The sequence below is a fragment of the Streptomyces sp. NPDC059695 genome, assembly GCF_042733785.1.
GTDB lineage: Bacteria > Actinomycetota > Actinomycetes > Streptomycetales > Streptomycetaceae > Streptomyces.
Genome location: NZ_JBHWFF010000036.1, coordinates 24,085 through 39,639, shown reverse-complemented (window position 1 = coordinate 39,639; position 15,555 = coordinate 24,085). Strand labels below are relative to the sequence as shown.

Genomic DNA, 15,555 nt, shown 5'->3' with positions numbered 1-15,555 from the left:
ACACGTGAGCACACATAGACGTCCTCGCAGGGACCGAGGAGGAACCGACGTCATGGACGAGCGAACGACGACGCACCACGGATCGACGCACGACGGACCGACGACCCAGGCAGGTGGGGCGCGATGAGTTCTCTGCTGCTCCTGACGAACGCCCTCCAGCCGTCGACCGAGGTGCTGCCCGCACTCGGCCTTCTGCTGCACAACGTGCGCGTGGCCCCCGCCGAGGGCCCGGCGCTCGTGGACACCCCCGGCGCGGACGTGATCCTCGTCGACGGCCGGCGCGACCTCCCCCAGGTCCGCTCGCTCTGCCAGCTGCTGCGCTCCACCGGGCCCGGCTGTCCGCTGATCCTCGTCGTCACGGAGGGCGGCCTCGCGGCCGTCACCGCCGACTGGGGCATCGACGACGTGCTCCTCGACACGGCCGGTCCGGCCGAGGTCGAGGCCCGGCTCCGGCTCGCGATGGGCCGCCAGCAGATCGTCTCCGACGACTCCCCGATGGAGATCCGCAACGGCGACCTGTCGGTCGACGAGGCGACGTACAGCGCGAAGCTGAAGGGCCGGGTCCTGGACCTGACCTTCAAGGAGTTCGAGCTGCTGAAGTACCTGGCCCAGCACCCGGGCCGGGTGTTCACCCGCGCGCAGCTCCTCCAGGAGGTGTGGGGGTACGACTACTTCGGCGGCACCCGTACGGTCGACGTCCACGTGCGGCGGCTGCGGGCCAAGCTCGGCCCCGAGCACGAGTCGCTCATCGGCACCGTCCGGAACGTCGGCTACCGCTTCGTCACGCCCGAGAAGGTCGAGCGGGCGGCGGAGGAGGCCCGCGCCAAGGAGGAGGCCCGCGCGAGCGCCCGCGTCAAGGAAGCCACGGAGGCCATCACCCCTGCGGAGGACAGGAACGTGGCGGATGCCACAATGCGACCTGCCGGTAGGTAGGTCACCCCGCGTAGACTGCCGCGCGTGGCCAAGGTGACGCGGGATGACGTAGCTCGACTTGCAGGTACTTCTACCGCGGTCGTGAGCTACGTCATCAACAACGGACCCCGGCCGGTCGCCCCGGCCACGCGCGAGCGTGTCCTCGCCGCCATCAAGGAGCTGGGCTACCGGCCCGACCGGGTGGCGCAGGCGATGGCCTCACGCCGCACCGACCTCATAGGCATGATCGTCCCGGACGCGCGCCAGCCGTTCTTCGCCGAGATGGCGCACGCGGTCGAGCAGGCCGCCGCCGAGCGCGGGAAGATGGTCCTCGTCGGCAACTCCGACTACCGGACCGAGCGCGAGGTCCACTACCTGCGGGCCTTCCTCGGCATGCGGGTCTCCGGACTGATCCTGGTCAGCCAGGGCATGAGCGAGCAGGCCGCGAGCGAGATCGAGGCCTGGGACGCGCGCGTGGTGCTGCTGCACGAGCGGCCCGAGGCGATCGACGACGTGGCCGTCGTGACCGACGACATCGGCGGCGCCCAGCTCGCCACCCGGCACCTCCTGGAGCACGGCCACCCGTACGTGGCGTGCCTCGGCGGCGTCCCGAACACCCCGGCCGTCGGCGACCCGGTCGCGGACCACGAGGAGGGCTGGCGGCGCGCCATGCAGGAGGCGGGCCTCTCGATCGAGGGCCGTCTCTTCCAGGCGCCGTACAACCGCTACGACGCCTACCAGGTCGCGCTGAAGCTGCTGGCCGGCCCCGACCGCCCGCCGGCCATCTTCTGCTCCACCGACGACCAGGCCTTCGGCGTCCTGCGGGCCGCGCGCGAGCTGCGCATCGAGGTGCCGTCGGAGCTGGCCGTGGCGGGCTTCGACGACGTGAAGGAGGCGGCGCTCACCGATCCGCCGCTGACCACGGTCTCCTCCGACCGCCCCGCGATGGCCCGGGCCGCCGTGGACCTGGTCCTCGACGACTCGGTCCGCGTCTCGGGCTCGCGCCGCGAGCGGGTGAAGCTCTTCCCCTCGGGCCTGGTGGTCCGCCGCTCCTGCGGCTGCGACGGGGGCTGAGCCGGTACGGCGGAACCGTACCGGCTGCTCGCCTCCTTATATCGGGCATACAGGGTTCTGTCGGGCTTCTCAGCCGGTCCTCAGACGGCTCTCATGAAGGCGTCCGAAAGTCAGAGCCATGACGGACTTCCAGGAGCAGCAGCCACAGCAGCAGCCGTACCACCCGCCGCAGCCGCCGAGGCCCCCGTACGAGCCGACCCAGCCGATCAGCACCGAGCCGGGCACGACCATCTGGCCCTCGGGCGGTCACGTGCCGCCGCCGGTGGACCCGCCGCTCGGCTCCCCCGCCCCCGCGCCGGGGCCCTCGCCCCGCCGTCGCGCCCGGCGCGGGGTGGGGCTCATGGCGGCCGTGGCCATCGCGGCCGCGGCCGTCGGCGGCGGCGCGGCGACCCTGGTCCAGCACCTCGTCTCCGACCCCTCCGGCGTGAGTGCCGCCGCCCCGGCCGTCAGCGGCACCAACGTCTCCTCCGGCAGCAAGGGCACCGTCGCCGGGGTCGCCGAGGCGGTCTCCCCCTCCATCGTGGAGATCTCCGCGACCTCGAACGCGGGCAAGTCCACCGGCTCGGGCGTGATCATCACCTCCGACGGCGAGATCATCACCAACAACCACGTGGTCTCCGGTGCCACGTCCGTGACCGTGCAGCTCAGCGACGGCAAGACCTACCAGGCGGAGGTCGTCGGCACGGACGCCGACAAGGACCTCGCCCTCATCAAGCTCCAGGGCGCCTCCGGCCTCAAGGCCGCCACGCTCGGCGACTCCTCGAAGCTGAGGGTCGGCGACGAGGTCGTCGCGATCGGCTCCCCCGAGGGGCTGACCGGCACCGTCACGAGCGGCATCGTCTCCGCGCTCGACCGGGACGTGACCGTCGCCAAGGACGAGGGCGGCGGCGGGCAGGAGCAGCAGCAGGGCGGGCAGCAGTGGGACCCGCAGCAGGGATGGCCGTTCGAGTTCGGCGGGCAGCAGTTCAACGGCGACACCGGTTCGTCGAAGACCACGTACAAGGCGATCCAGACCGACGCCTCGCTCAATCCCGGGAATTCCGGCGGCGCCTTGATCAATATGAACGGCGAGATCATCGGAATCAATTCGGCCATGTATTCGCCCAGTTCTTCGAGCGGTTCCACCGCCGGCAGCGTCGGCCTCGGATTCGCCATCCCGGTCGACACGGTGAAGGCCGACCTGAACACCCTCCGCGCGGGCGGCGCCGCCTGAACGCCACGACGGACGGCGGGCCGAGCGGCGTACGGGAGGCGTGCGACGCTGAGCCCATGACGGGACAGCAGAACGAAGCCGAGCGCATCCTCATCGTCGACGACGAACCCGCGGTGCGGGAGGCCCTGCGCCGCAGCCTCGCCTTCGAGGGGTACGCGACGCTCGACGCCGTCGACGGCCTGGACGCGCTCACGGCGATGGAGTCGTACGCCCCCGATCTCGTCGTCCTCGACGTCCAGATGCCGCGCATGGACGGACTGACGGCGGCCCGCCGGATCCGGGCCTCCGGCTCGACCGTGCCGATCCTCATGCTCACCGCCCGCGACACGGTCGGCGACCGGGTCACCGGCCTCGACGCCGGCGCGGACGACTACCTGGTGAAGCCCTTCGAGCTCGACGAGCTGTTCGCCCGCATCCGCGCCCTGCTCCGCCGCAGCTCCTACGCCGCCGCGTCCGCCGCCCCCGCCGAGGACGACGTCCTGGCCTTCGAGGACCTGCGGATGAACCTGGCCACGCGCGAGGTGACCCGCGGCGGGCGGACCGTGGACCTGACCCGGACCGAGTTCACCCTCCTGGAGATGTTCCTGGCGCACCCGCGCCAGGTCCTGACCCGGGAGCAGATCCTGAAGGCCGTGTGGGGCTTCGACTTCGAGCCCAGTTCGAACTCGCTGGACGTGTACGTGATGTATCTGCGGCGCAAGACCGAGGCCGGCGGCGAGCCGCGCCTCGTCCACACCGTCCGGGGCGTGGGGTACGCGCTGCGCGGAGGAGGCGCGGAGTGACGGGCCGGCTGAGGAACTGGTTCCGCTCGCGGCCGCTGCGGTCACGGCTCGCGCTGCTCACCGCCGTGGCGGTGGCCGTCGCCGTCGCGGCCGTGTCGCTGGCCTGCTGGTTCCTGACGCGGGCGCAGCTGGAGAACGAGCTGGACTCCTCGCTGCGCAGCACCAGCCTGGACCCGGGCAGCGTGCAGAGCCTGCTGCGGGACTGCCGCCTGGGCACGACGCCCCCGCCGGTGGGGGGCTCGTACACCGTGCAGGTCATCCTCGCCAACGGCTTCGTGTGCACCTCGGGGAAGGCCGCGATCCCCGTCGCGGCCGGCGACCTCGCGGTGGCGCGCGGGCAGCTGGAGTACGTCCTGCACACCGAGAAGGACGACGACGGTCGCGAGATGCGGGTCTACACCTACCCGGACAGCGGCCCCGCGGGTCCGAGCGCGGTCTCCATCGCCCGCCCGCTCTCCGAGATCGACAACTCGATGTCCACCCTCGGCTGGGTACTGCTCCTGGTCTCCGGGATCGGCGTCGTCGGCGCGGGCGCGGCCGGGCTGTGGGTCGCGCGGACCGGCCTCGAACCGGTGAACCGGCTGACCGACGCGGTCGAGCACGTCGCCGCGACGGAGGACCTGGCCGTCCGGATCCCGGTGGAGGGCGAGGACGAGATCGCCCGGCTGTCGCGCTCCTTCAACGCGATGACGGCGGCGCTGGCGACCTCCCGGGACCGTCAGGCGCAGCTCATCGCGGACGCCGGCCATGAACTCCGTACGCCCCTGACCTCGCTCCGCACCAACGTCGAACTGCTCGCGCGCAGCGAGGAGACCGGCCGGGCGATCCCGCCCGACGACCGGCGGGCCCTGATGGCCTCGGTGAAGGCGCAGATGACGGAGCTGGCCGCGCTGATCGGCGACCTGCAGGAGCTGGCCCGCCCGGACGCGGACGAGCCGGGCCCCCTCGGGGTGGTCCCGCTGCACACGATCCTGCGGACGGCCCTGGACCGGGCCCGCCTCCGCGGGCCCGAGCTCACCTTCGTGACGGACCTCGCGCCCTGGTACGTACGGGCGGAGTCGCCGGCCCTCGAACGGGCCCTGGTGAACGTCCTGGACAACGCGGTGAAGTTCTCGCCGCCGCGGGGCACGGTGGAGGTGGTCCTGATGCGGGGCGAGCTGACCGTCCGCGACCACGGACCCGGCATCCCCCCGGACGAGCTCCCGCACGTCTTCGACCGCTTCTGGCGCTCCCCGTCGGCCCGCAGCCTGCCGGGCTCGGGCCTGGGCCTGTCGATCGTGGCGCGCACGGTGCAGCAGGCGGGCGGCACGGTGTCGCTGGCCCCGGCGGAGGGCGGCGGCACGGTGGCGACCCTCCGCCTCCCGGGCGCCCCGACCCCGCCGCCGGAGCTGTGAGCACGTCCTAGTTGTGCCGGAGGAGGGCGTCGACGAGGCCCGGGCGGGTGTTCGGGAAGTCGAGGGGGACGATGCCGAGGCCGACGCGGCCGGAGAGTTCGGCGCTGTCCAGGAAGCCGTGGACCCAGGGGTTCAGCCGGTCGGAGTTCCAGCGGGGCGGGAGGTAGGCGGAGGTGCTGACGAAGTTCACGTAGAGCCGGCCGGGCTGGGCGGCGGCGGCCCGGAAGTGGGCCTGGATCTTCGGGTACTTCGCGTCGGGCAGGGCGTTGTAGTCGTCCTGGACGGCGAAGACGGCCGGGTCCGCCCAGCGCAGCCCGGGCAGGCCCCCGTTGTCGGCGAGCAGCACGACCCGCCCGCGTGCCTCGCCGAGGAGCGGCAGGGTGTCCCCGACACGGAACAGCGAGCGCCACCCCCGCCGGTCGAGGTAGTCGTCGAACACCCCGCGGAAGACGGCGTCGGACTCCTCGGAGTACTCCTGCTTGACCCGCATGAGGACGGTCTCGGAGGGGTGCGCGGCGAGGAAGTCCCGGCAGGCGATCAGGACGTCGCCGAACATCATGTTCTGGTAGGAGGCCCCGTGGTGGATGGCGAACGACCCTCCGGTCACCCGGCACCGCACGTCCAGGAACCGGACACCGCTGTCCAGCTGCTGGGCGACGGTGGTGTTCTGGCACTCGCTCCAGGCCCCGCCGTACCGGGCCCCGGAGTCGTGCGTCCCGGGGATCGTGAGCCGCCGCAGATCGGTCCCGTCCCCGTGACCTCCCATCCACGCCCGCGTGTCCACGGCCGAGGCGGCGGAGGCCCCGTGCGCCCCGGCGAACAGCGCGGCTCCGGCCCCCAGGGCCCCGATGAGTAGACGTCGTCGCTCCATGCCCGGACTATGACAGGTACACCACAACACCGCCAGGGTGCCCGCGTACGAGAAGGGGGGCGGCGCCCCGTCGCAACGGTGCGCCGCCCCCTCCGGGGTCCGCGAGGGACTACTGCACGACCGTGATCCGGTCCGCGGCCGGGACCGGGAGCGGGGTGGCCGCCGAGGAGTGGGCCGCCAGGTAGGCGTTGAAGACGTCGAGGTCCGAGGCGCCGACCAGCTTGTTCGTGCCGGTGGCCAGGGCCGCGAAGCCGTCGCCGCCGCCCGCGAGGAACTCGTTCATCGCGACGCGGTAGGTCTTCGCCGGGTCGATCGCCTCGCCGTTCAGCCTGATCGTGCCGTCGACGACGCGGTCCGCGCCCGTCTTCGTCATGTCGAGCGTGTAGGTGAGGCCCTTCGAGACCTGGAGGATCTTGATCGAGCTCTGGTTGGAGCCGCTGACCTGCTGCTTCAGCGCGGCGATCAGGTTCGCACCGGACAGGTCGACCACGTTCATCATGTTGGTGAAGGGCTGCACGGTGAAGGACTCGCCGTACGTCACCACGCCGTCGCCCTCGGCGCCGGACGCCTTGTGGACGAGGTCGGAGCGGATGCCGCCCGGGTTCATCAGGGCCAGCTGCGCGCCGCCCTTGTCCGCCGGGGCCAGGCCCTCCAGCTGCGCGTCGGCGATGAGGTCGCCGAGCGGCTTCTCGTACGCCGTCGAGCCGCGGCCGTTGATGTCCGCGGCGATGTAGCCCTGCGGGCGGTTCGCGACCGGGGCCGCGATCGTCTTCCAGTCCTCGATCAGCTTGGTGAGGTCCGGGGCCTTCGGGACGTCACGCGTGACGACGTGGTTGGCCGAGGCGACCGCGGTGCGGACGATGTCCTTGGTGCGGCGGTCGTAGGTCAGCGTGGTGTCCGTGTACAGCTTGCCGAACGACGACGCCGAGGTGACCAGACGCGGCTTGCCCGCCGGGTCCGGGATGGTGCACACGTACGCCTGGTGCGTGTGGCCGGTGACCAGCGCGTCGACCTGCGGCGAGACGTTCTTCGCGATGTCGACGATCGCGCCGGAGACGCCCTCGCCCTCACCGTCGCCGTCACCGTCGCAGTTGTAGTTCACGGACTGCGAGGCCGGCAGGCCGCCCTCGTGCACCAGGGCGACGATGGACTTGACGCCCTTGCGCTCCAGGATCTTCGTGTACTTGTTGATCGTCTCGACCTCGTCGCCGAACTTCAGGCCCTTGACGCCCTCCGCGGTGACGACGTTCGGGGTGCCCTCCAGGGTCACTCCGATGAAGCCGATCCGGACGCCGTTCTTCTCCCAGATGAAGTACGGGTCGAGCAGCGGCCTGCCGGTCTTCTCGTTCGTCACGTTCGCCGCGAGGTACGGGAAGTCGGCACCCTTGAACTTCTTGCCCTGGACGAAACAGCCGGCGGTCGGGTGACAGCCGCCGTTCTGCATCCGGGCCAGCTCGCGCGCGCCCTCGTCGAACTCGTGGTTGCCGACCGAGGTGACGTCCAGGTCCAGCTTGTTCAGGGCCCCGATGGTCGGCTCGTCGTGGAAGAGCCCGGACAGCAGCGGAGAGGCGCCGATCAGGTCGCCGGCCGCCGCGGTGACGGAGTAACGGTTCCCCTGACGGGCCTGGCGCAGGTGCGTCGCCAGGTACTCGACGCCGCCGGCGTCGACCTTCTCCGTGGTCCCGTCCGCCTTGGTCCGCGTGACCTGACCGGACGAGCCGGCCGGCGGCTCCAGGTTGCCGTGCAGGTCGTTGAAGGAGAGGAGCTGGACGTCGACCATCCGCCCCCACCCCTTGTCGTTCCCGTGCCCGGCGGCGTACGTGTCCCCGGCCGCACCGGCCGACGGCATCGCGGCGACGAGCGCCCCGACGGTCGCAAGCCCCGCGCCCGCGGCGAGAATTCGCCGTGCCGTCTTGTTCTTCCTCGGTGTCGCTGCCATCTCTCCCCTAGTCCCCTTGCCCCGTTTCGCGGCCTTGATCTGCTTCCCCGTTGCGCGTGCAGCCTAGAGTCAACGCGCGTAGCGCAACAGGGGGGAGTGGGTTACAAGACAGTTGCCCTTGGCTGACGAAGTGTCGCCGTAGGCTCGTAGCCATGACATCCGACACGGCGCCGGCCCTCGAACCGGGACGGCAGATCCACACGTATGACGAGCTCACGCCCGAGCAGGTCCGGGACGTCTTGGAGCTGCTCGAGGCCGCCGACCAGGCCGACGGCCTGCACGCCGTGTCCGAGCAGGGGCGGCTCTACCTGCGGCACGGCAGGCGCGAGGGCGTGCGCCACTTCCTCCTCACCGTCGGCTCCCACCTCTACGGCTACGCCCAGCTGGAGGAGACCGACCCGATCGAGGCCCCGGCCGCCGAGCTCGTCGTCCACCCCTCCCACCGGGGCCGCGGCCACGGCCGGGCGCTCGGCACCGCCCTGCTCAACGCCTCCGGCAAGCGGCTGCGCGTCTGGGCGCACGGCGGCAAGTCGGCCGCCCGGCACCTCGCCCAGGTCCTCGGCCTGACGCTCTTCCGCGAACTGCGCCAGCTGCGCCGCCCCCTGGTGCCGCTCGACATCCCGGAGCCGGTGCTGCCCGATGGCGTCACCGTACGGACCTTCACGCCCGGCGCGGACGACACCGCCTGGCTCGCCGTCAACGCCGCCGCCTTCGCGCACCACCCGGAGCAGGGCTCGCTCACCCAGCGGGACCTGGACGACCGGACGGCCGAGCCGTGGTTCGACCCGAAGGGCTTCTTCCTCGCGGAGCGGGACGGGCGCCTGATCGGCTTCCACTGGACGAAGACGCACGCCGAGGAGCAGCTCGGCGAGGTGTACGTGGTCGGCATCCTGCCGGACGCCCAGGGCGGCGGCCTCGGCAAGGCGCTGACCGCGATCGGCCTGCGGCATCTGGCGGCACAGGGGCTGCCGACGGCGATGCTGTACGTGGACGCGGACAACACCGCGGCGGTACGGGTCTACGAGGGGATCGGCTTCACCACACACGAGGTGGACCTGATGTACCGCACGGAGTCCTGAACGCGGCGACGGTCACGGAGTCCCGAACACGCCGATGACAGGGGGCGGTTGACACCGCCCCCTTCTTTCCACACCCTTTCACTACTTGATTAGTGAAAGGGTGGTGGAAGGGATCGTGGTCGAGTACCGCATCGACCGGCGCAGTGGCGTCGCCACCTACCTCCAGATCGTCCAGCAGACGAAACAGGCCCTCCGGATGGGCCTCCTGGAGCCGGGCGACCGACTGCCCACCGCACGCGAGGTCGTCGAGGCGACGGCCATCAACCCCAACACGGTCCTCAAGGCCTACCGGGAGCTCGAACGCGAAGGCCTCGTCGAAGCCCGCCGTGGCCTGGGCACCTTCGTCCGCGCCACCCTCGGCACCGGCCCCGCCGACTCGCCGCTGCGCGGCGAACTCTCCGACTGGACCCGCCGCGCCCGCGCCGCCGGCCTCGACCGGGACGACGTCGCCGCGCTCTTCACTTCCGTACTGAAGGACCACTTCGAGGGGGACGAATGACCGACCCGGTCATCAGGGCCGAGGGCCTCGGCCTGCGCTACCGACGCCGCGGCAGGGCCTGGGCATTACGGGACTGCACGTTCACGGTGCCCGCCGGACGGATCGTCGCCGTCGTCGGGCCCAACGGGGCGGGCAAGTCGACCCTCCTGGCCGTGGCGGCGCACCTGCTGCGCCCCACCGAGGGCCTGATCGAGGCACCGGAGTGGGGGCGCGTCGCGTACGTCGCCCAGGACAAGCCCCTGTACGGCTCCCTCACCGTCGCCGAGACCCTGCGGATGGGACGCGAGCTCAACCCGGACCGCTGGGACCAGGCCGTCGCCGAGGAGCTGGTCGCGGCCGGACCGCTGGACCCGAACGCCCGGGTCCGCTCCCTGTCCGGAGGCCAGCGCAGCCGCCTCGCCCTCGCGCTCGCCCTCGGCAAGCGCCCCGAGGTACTGCTGCTCGACGAGCCGATGGCCGACCTCGATCCGCTCGCCCGCCACGAACTCATGGGCGCGCTCATGGCGGACGCCGCCGAACGGGGCACCACCGTCGTCATGTCCTCCCACGTCCTCACCGAACTGGAGGGCACGTGTGACCACCTGCTCCTCGTCCACGACGGCGGCATCCGGCTCGACGGACCGATCGACGAACTGATCGCCGCGCACACCCTGCTGACCGGTCCGGTCGGCGACCTCGCCCCGCACGCCGTCGTCGACTCCCGCATCACGGGCCGACAGCTCACGGCCCTGGTCCGGCGGGAGGGCCCGGTCGACGGTCCCTGGGACGCCACCACGCCGTCCCTGGAGGAACTGCTCCTCGCCCACCTCCGCGCCTCGCGCACCCTCGAAGGAGCCTCCGCATGACCGCCCTCGCGCTCAAGGGCCCGTACTGGGTGACGGTCCGCCAGCACCGTTCGACGCTGCGGACGGCACTGGTCCTGGCGGCCCTCGCGGCAGCCGTGCTGATCACGGCGCGCCTGTGGTCCGACAGCGCCGCCGAAGCGCTGCGGGCGGCACGCTGCGCCGTCGACAGCACCGAGGGGTCCTGCTTCGAGGCCGTCCGCGCGTACACCGACGACCGGTGGCTGTCCCGGCACCTGGTCGAGTACGTCGGCCTGGGCATGATCGCCCTGCCCGTGCTGCTCGGAGCGGTCGTCGCCGGCCCGGTGGTCGCCCGCGAGCTGGAATCCGGCACGTACAAGATGGCGTGGACGCAGTCCGTCAGCCCCACACGCTGGCTCGCCGCCAAACTGGCGGTGCCCACCGCCCTCGTCATCACGTGCGTCCCGCTGCTGAGCCTCGTCTTCCACTGGTCGTGGTCGACGGGACCATCCAACGACTTCCCCACGTACTGGTACGACCTCACCATCTTCTCCTCGACCGGGACCCTGCCCACGGCCAACGCACTCCTGGGCATCGCCCTCGGGACGTTCGTCGGCCTCCTCGTGCGGCGGACCGTCGTCGCGATGGGCGTGGCCGCCGTCGCCACCGGCGGGATCATGACGGCCCTGGCCTGGCTGCGGCCCGGCCTGTGGCCCGCCGAGACCCTGACCGGCCGCGAGCTGTCACTGCGCGTGTCCGACGCCTGGGTGCTGGGCGACGGCATGGTCACCGCGTCCGGCGAGCGCGTGGGCTGGGAGTACTGCTCGACCCGGGCGGAGACGGCGCGTGCCTGCCTGGTCGGGCGCGGCGGGGTCGCCGACTACGTCGACTTCCACCCGTCCACCCACTTCTGGCCCCTCCAGCTCGTCGAGACCGGCATCCTCCTCGCCCTCGCCGCCCTCGCCGTCCTCACCGCCTTCCGCGTCCTGCGCGCCCGCCACCCGTAGGGCGAAAAAGGCCCGGAAAGGGGCGCGGGGCCCCGCCAAGGGCCCCGCCCCCGATTCCCGTACGACATGTCGTCGTTACCGGCCATTCAGAAGCGCTTGCGACGCTCACGCAATGAAGCGCTCCGTGTCCGCCCTCCCCAAAGGGAGGCTTCCCTCCCTCACGGCCCGCTCCGACGCGCCCGACCACCCCTTCGCGCGGAAGAATGGGGCCATGAGCCAGCAGCCCGCCGAGGTCCCGGTCCAGCCCTCCGCCACGCCGTCCACCCCGCCGTCCGGAACGTCCTCCGGTCCGTCCTCCTTCGGTTCCCTCACCACGAGCCGCGCGCGCGTGGCGAACGGGGCCGGCGTGACCGACCTCGACGCCGAGCTCGACTCGGACCCCGACACGTACAAGGACGACGGCGCGCTCGGCGCCGAGCTGCCGCAGGGGCGCTTCCTCGACCGGGAACGCAGCTGGCTCGCGTTCAACGAACGCGTCCTCGAACTCGCCGAGGACCCCACGACCCCCCTCCTGGAGCGGGCGAACTTCCTCGCGATCTTCGCCTCGAACCTGGACGAGTTCTTCATGGTCCGGGTCGCCGGCCTGAAGCGCCGCATCGCCACCGGTGTCGCCACCCGGTCCGCCTCCGGCCTCCAGCCCCGCGAGGTCCTCGACCTGATCTGGACGCGCTCGCGCGAGCTCATGGCCCGGCACGCCGCCTGCTACCAGCAGGACGTCGCCCCGGCGCTCGCCGACGAGGGCATCCACCTGATCCGCTGGCCCGAGCTCACGGAGAAGGAGCAGGCCCGCCTCTTCACCCTGTTCCGGCAGCAGATCTTCCCGGTCCTCACCCCGCTGGCCGTGGACCCGGCGCACCCCTTCCCGTACATCTCCGGCCTGAGCCTCAACCTCGCCGTGGTCGTACGCAATCCGGTCAGCGGCCACCGCCACTTCGCGCGCGTGAAGGTGCCGCCGCTGCTCTCCCGCTTCCTGGAGGCCTCCCCGCAGCGGTACGTGCCCCTGGAGGACGTGATCGCGGCGCACCTGGAGGAGCTGTTCCCCGGCATGGAGGTACTGGCGCACCACATGTTCCGGGTGACCAGGAACGAGGACCTGGAGGTCGAGGAGGACGACACGGAGAACCTGCTCCAGGCCCTGGAGAAGGAGCTCATGCGCCGCCGCTTCGGGCCCCCCGTGCGCCTGGAGGTCGAGGAGTCGATCGACCCGTACGTCCTCGACCTGCTGGTCCGCGAGCTGAAGATCTCCGACGCCGAGGTCTACCCGCTGCCCGGCCCGCTCGACCTCACCGGCCTCTTCGGGATCGCCGGGCAGGACCGGCCCGAGCTGAAGTACCCGAAGTTCGTCGCCGGCACCCACCGCGACCTCGCGGAGGTCGAGTCGGCGTCCGCCCCGGACGTCTTCGCCGCGCTGCGCGAGCGGGACGTGCTCCTGCACCACCCGTACGACTCCTTCTCCACCTCCGTCCAGGCCTTCCTGGAGCAGGCGGCGGCCGACCCCGACGTCCTCGCGATCAAGCAGACGCTCTACCGGACCTCCGGCGACTCCCCGATAGTCGACGCCCTCATCGACGCCGCCGAGTCCGGCAAGCAGGTCCTGGTCCTCGTCGAGATCAAGGCCCGCTTCGACGAGCAGGCCAACATCAAGTGGGCGCGGAAGCTGGAGGAGGCCGGCTGCCACGTCGTCTACGGCCTCGTCGGCCTGAAGACCCACTGCAAGCTGTCGCTCGTCGTACGGCAGGAGGGCGAGGTCCTCCGCCGGTACTCGCACGTCGGCACCGGCAACTACCACCCGAAGACGGCCCGCCTGTACGAGGACCTGGGCCTGCTCACCGCCGACCCGCAGGTCGGCGCGGACCTCTCCGACCTGTTCAACCGGCTCTCCGGATACTCCCGCCGCGAGACGTACCGGCGCCTGCTCACCGCCCCCAAGTCGCTCCGCGACGGACTGGTCTCCCGGATCACCAAGGAGATCGCCCACCACCGCGCGGGCCGCCCGGCCTACGTCCGCATCAAGGTCAACTCGATGGTCGACGAAGCGATCATCGACGCCTGCTACCAGGCCTCGCGGGCCGGCGTCCCCGTCGACATCTGGGTCCGCGGCATCTGCGCCGTACGCCCCGGGGTCACCGGCCTCTCGGAGAACATCCGGGTCCGCTCGGTCCTCGGCCGCTTCCTGGAGCACTCCCGGATCTTCGCCTTCGGCAACGGCGGCGAACCCGAGGTCTGGTTCGGCAGCGCCGACATGATGCACCGCAACCTGGACCGCCGGATCGAGGCCCTCGTACGGGTCTCCGACCCGGCCCACCGGGCCGCACTCACCCGGCTCCTGGAGACCGGGATGTCCGACACCACCTCCTCCTGGCACCTCGGCCCCGACGGGAACTGGACGCGGCACGCGACCGACCCCGAGGGCCGGCCCCTGCGGCACGTGCAGGAGATGCTCATCGACGCGCGGAGGCGCCGGCGTGCACAACCCTGACCACTCGCACGACGTCACGGCGGGCGAGGTCCTCGCCCCCTACCTGCACGCGCGGGCCGCGGACTTCCTCCGCGGCCTGCGCCTGCACGGCGAGAGCGGCTCCGACACGGCCGGAGCGGAGGAGGCCGCCCGTACGCTGCGGGGCGCGGCCCGCCGGATCAGCGGCACCCTCCACACCTTCCGGCCGCTGCTCGACACCGCCTGGGCCGACCAGCTGCGCGCCGAGCTCGCCTGGCTCTCCGGGACGCTGGCCCTGGAGCAGGCCTGCACCTCCCGTCTCGTCCGCCTGGTGGACGCACTGTCCCGCCTGTCGAACGGAAGCGGCCCGGTGCCCGCGGCCCGGAACACGGAGGGCGGACCGGGCCTCACGGTCGGGGCCGCCCGGGCCGGCGCGCTCCTCGAACGCCAGCTGACCCTGGCCCGCACGCGCGCCCACTCGGCCTCGCTCCAGGCCCTCGGCTCCGCCCGCTTCCACGCGATCGCGGACGCCGTCGCCCTCCTCGCCTCGGAGGTGCCGCTCGGCCCCGCGGGCGCGGCCCCGGCCGTCGAGGTCATCGACGCCCCCGCCGAGCTCGCCGAGCGTCGCCTGCAGGACGCCGTCGCCGCACTCCCGCTGACCCGCGCGGCCCACCCGTACAACGCGGAGGCCCTCGCCCTCGCCGCCGGCGAGACCCAGGACGCGCCCTGGCACCACACCCGGGCCCTGCTGCGCCTGCACCGGTACGCCACCGAGGCCCTGCACACCGGAGGCGAACCCGACTCCGTCCTGTACGAGGCGGCCAGGGCCCTGGACCGGCACCGCGACGCCGCCGAGGCCGCGACGGCGGCGGCCACGGCGGCCCGCACCCCCCGGATCGCCCCGGCCACGGCCTACGCCCTGGGCGTCCTCCACGCCGACCAGCGCCACGAGGTGGAAGCGGCCCGCTTCGCCTTCCAGCGCGCCTGGCGCAGAACGACGGCCCCGGTGCCATGACCACCCCCATCCTGGCCGCGGGCTGCGTCCTGTGGCGCCCGGCGGTTTCCGGCCACGGCATCGAGATCGCCCTCGTCCACCGGCCGAAGTGGGACGACTGGTCGCACCCGAAGGGCAAGCGGAAACGCGGCGAGACGGCGGAGGCCTGCGCCCTGCGCGAGGTCCTGGAGGAGACGGGCCGCCGCTGCGAGCTCGGCGCCCGCCTGCCCACGGCGCACTACTGGGTGGCCGGCCGCCCCAAGGAGGTCGCGTACTGGTCGGCCCGCGCCCTGGACGGCGGCTTCGTCCCGACCCGGGAGGTCGACGCCCTCGTCTGGCTCCCCCCACCGGCGGCCCGCCACCGCCTGACCCAGCCCCGCGACCGCACCCTCCTGGACACAGCCCTGAAAACCCCCCACGCCTGACGGCTTCCGTTGTGGGCCATCGTTCCGCCGCGGCGGCGCCCACCCCGTTGTGGGCAATCGTTCCGCTGGGGCGGAACGGGTGGGCACAACGGAAACGCCCCCCTGACGGGCCCCCGGGCCGCTGAG

The 15,555-nt window shown here is 72.4% G+C and carries 14 protein-coding genes; 12 read left to right on the top strand and 2 right to left on the bottom strand.

The genetic code is table 11. The features are described 5' to 3' along the window. Positions 1-123 precede the first annotated feature (123 nt). The 5 genes from ACFV2S_RS31865 to ACFV2S_RS31845 all read left to right on the top strand — a co-directional run bounded on the left by ACFV2S_RS31865 (position 124) and on the right by ACFV2S_RS31845 (position 5,375). The gene (locus tag ACFV2S_RS31865; protein ID WP_383787673.1) at positions 124-933 is read left to right on the top strand and encodes a response regulator transcription factor; all 810 of its coding nucleotides are present in this window, start codon (positions 124-126) and stop codon (positions 931-933) included. Positions 934-957: 24 nt separating this feature from the next. Continuing rightward, positions 958-1,986: a LacI family DNA-binding transcriptional regulator gene (locus tag ACFV2S_RS31860; RefSeq protein WP_385567040.1), complete on the top strand. Its 1,029-nt coding sequence runs from the start codon at positions 958-960 to the stop codon at positions 1,984-1,986. 118 nt (positions 1,987-2,104) lie between these two features. Continuing rightward, a complete protein-coding gene (locus tag ACFV2S_RS31855) occupies positions 2,105-3,199 on the top strand; it encodes a S1C family serine protease (RefSeq protein WP_385567037.1) in 1,095 nt (364 codons plus the stop codon). A 56-nt stretch (positions 3,200-3,255) separates the two neighbouring features. Then, positions 3,256-3,981, top strand: a complete 726-nt coding sequence (locus ACFV2S_RS31850; protein ID WP_385567034.1) for a response regulator transcription factor — start codon at positions 3,256-3,258, stop codon at positions 3,979-3,981. Further along, a complete protein-coding gene (locus ACFV2S_RS31845; protein WP_385567031.1) occupies positions 3,978-5,375 on the top strand; it encodes a sensor histidine kinase in 1,398 nt (465 codons plus the stop codon). Before ACFV2S_RS31850 ends, ACFV2S_RS31845 begins: the two co-directional genes overlap by 4 nt. 7 nt (positions 5,376-5,382) lie before the next feature. On the opposite strand, the gene ACFV2S_RS31840 is transcribed toward ACFV2S_RS31845, so the two are convergent. Next, positions 5,383-6,246 (bottom strand): phosphatidylinositol-specific phospholipase C, encoded by an 864-nt coding sequence (locus ACFV2S_RS31840; protein ID WP_385567028.1) that lies wholly within the window; start codon positions 6,244-6,246, stop codon positions 5,383-5,385. A gap of 109 nt (positions 6,247-6,355) precedes the next feature. Continuing rightward, on the bottom strand, positions 6,356-8,185 hold the full coding sequence (locus ACFV2S_RS31835; RefSeq protein WP_385567025.1) for a bifunctional metallophosphatase/5'-nucleotidase: 1,830 nt from the start codon (positions 8,183-8,185) through the stop codon (positions 6,356-6,358). A gap of 152 nt (positions 8,186-8,337) precedes the next feature. Between ACFV2S_RS31835 and mshD the strand changes: the two genes are divergently transcribed. The 7 genes from mshD (at position 8,338) to ACFV2S_RS31800 (ending at position 15,429) form a co-directional block, all read left to right on the top strand. Further along, a complete protein-coding gene (mshD, locus tag ACFV2S_RS31830; RefSeq protein WP_385567022.1) occupies positions 8,338-9,264 on the top strand; it encodes a mycothiol synthase in 927 nt (308 codons plus the stop codon). 115 nt (positions 9,265-9,379) lie between these two features. Then, on the top strand, positions 9,380-9,763 hold the full coding sequence (locus ACFV2S_RS31825) for a GntR family transcriptional regulator (protein WP_383797118.1): 384 nt from the start codon (positions 9,380-9,382) through the stop codon (positions 9,761-9,763). Further along, positions 9,760-10,608, top strand: coding sequence for an ABC transporter ATP-binding protein (locus tag ACFV2S_RS31820; protein ID WP_385567018.1), 849 nt, complete (start codon positions 9,760-9,762; stop codon positions 10,606-10,608). The genes ACFV2S_RS31825 and ACFV2S_RS31820 overlap by 4 nt, the downstream gene beginning before the upstream one ends. Then, entirely contained in the window at positions 10,605-11,573 is a 969-nt protein-coding gene (locus ACFV2S_RS31815; RefSeq protein WP_385567015.1) for a hypothetical protein, read from the top strand. The genes ACFV2S_RS31820 and ACFV2S_RS31815 overlap by 4 nt, the downstream gene beginning before the upstream one ends. A 211-nt stretch (positions 11,574-11,784) precedes the next feature. Beyond that, positions 11,785-14,052: an RNA degradosome polyphosphate kinase gene (locus ACFV2S_RS31810; RefSeq protein ID WP_385567013.1), complete on the top strand. Its 2,268-nt coding sequence runs from the start codon at positions 11,785-11,787 to the stop codon at positions 14,050-14,052. Next, positions 14,039-15,025, top strand: coding sequence for a CHAD domain-containing protein (locus tag ACFV2S_RS31805; RefSeq protein WP_385567010.1), 987 nt, complete (start codon positions 14,039-14,041; stop codon positions 15,023-15,025). The genes ACFV2S_RS31810 and ACFV2S_RS31805 overlap by 14 nt, the downstream gene beginning before the upstream one ends. Beyond that, complete coding sequence (locus tag ACFV2S_RS31800) at positions 15,022-15,429, top strand: NUDIX hydrolase (protein WP_385567006.1); 408 nt, start codon at positions 15,022-15,024, stop codon at positions 15,427-15,429. The genes ACFV2S_RS31805 and ACFV2S_RS31800 overlap by 4 nt, the downstream gene beginning before the upstream one ends. The last annotated feature ends 126 nt before the right edge of the window (positions 15,430-15,555 follow it).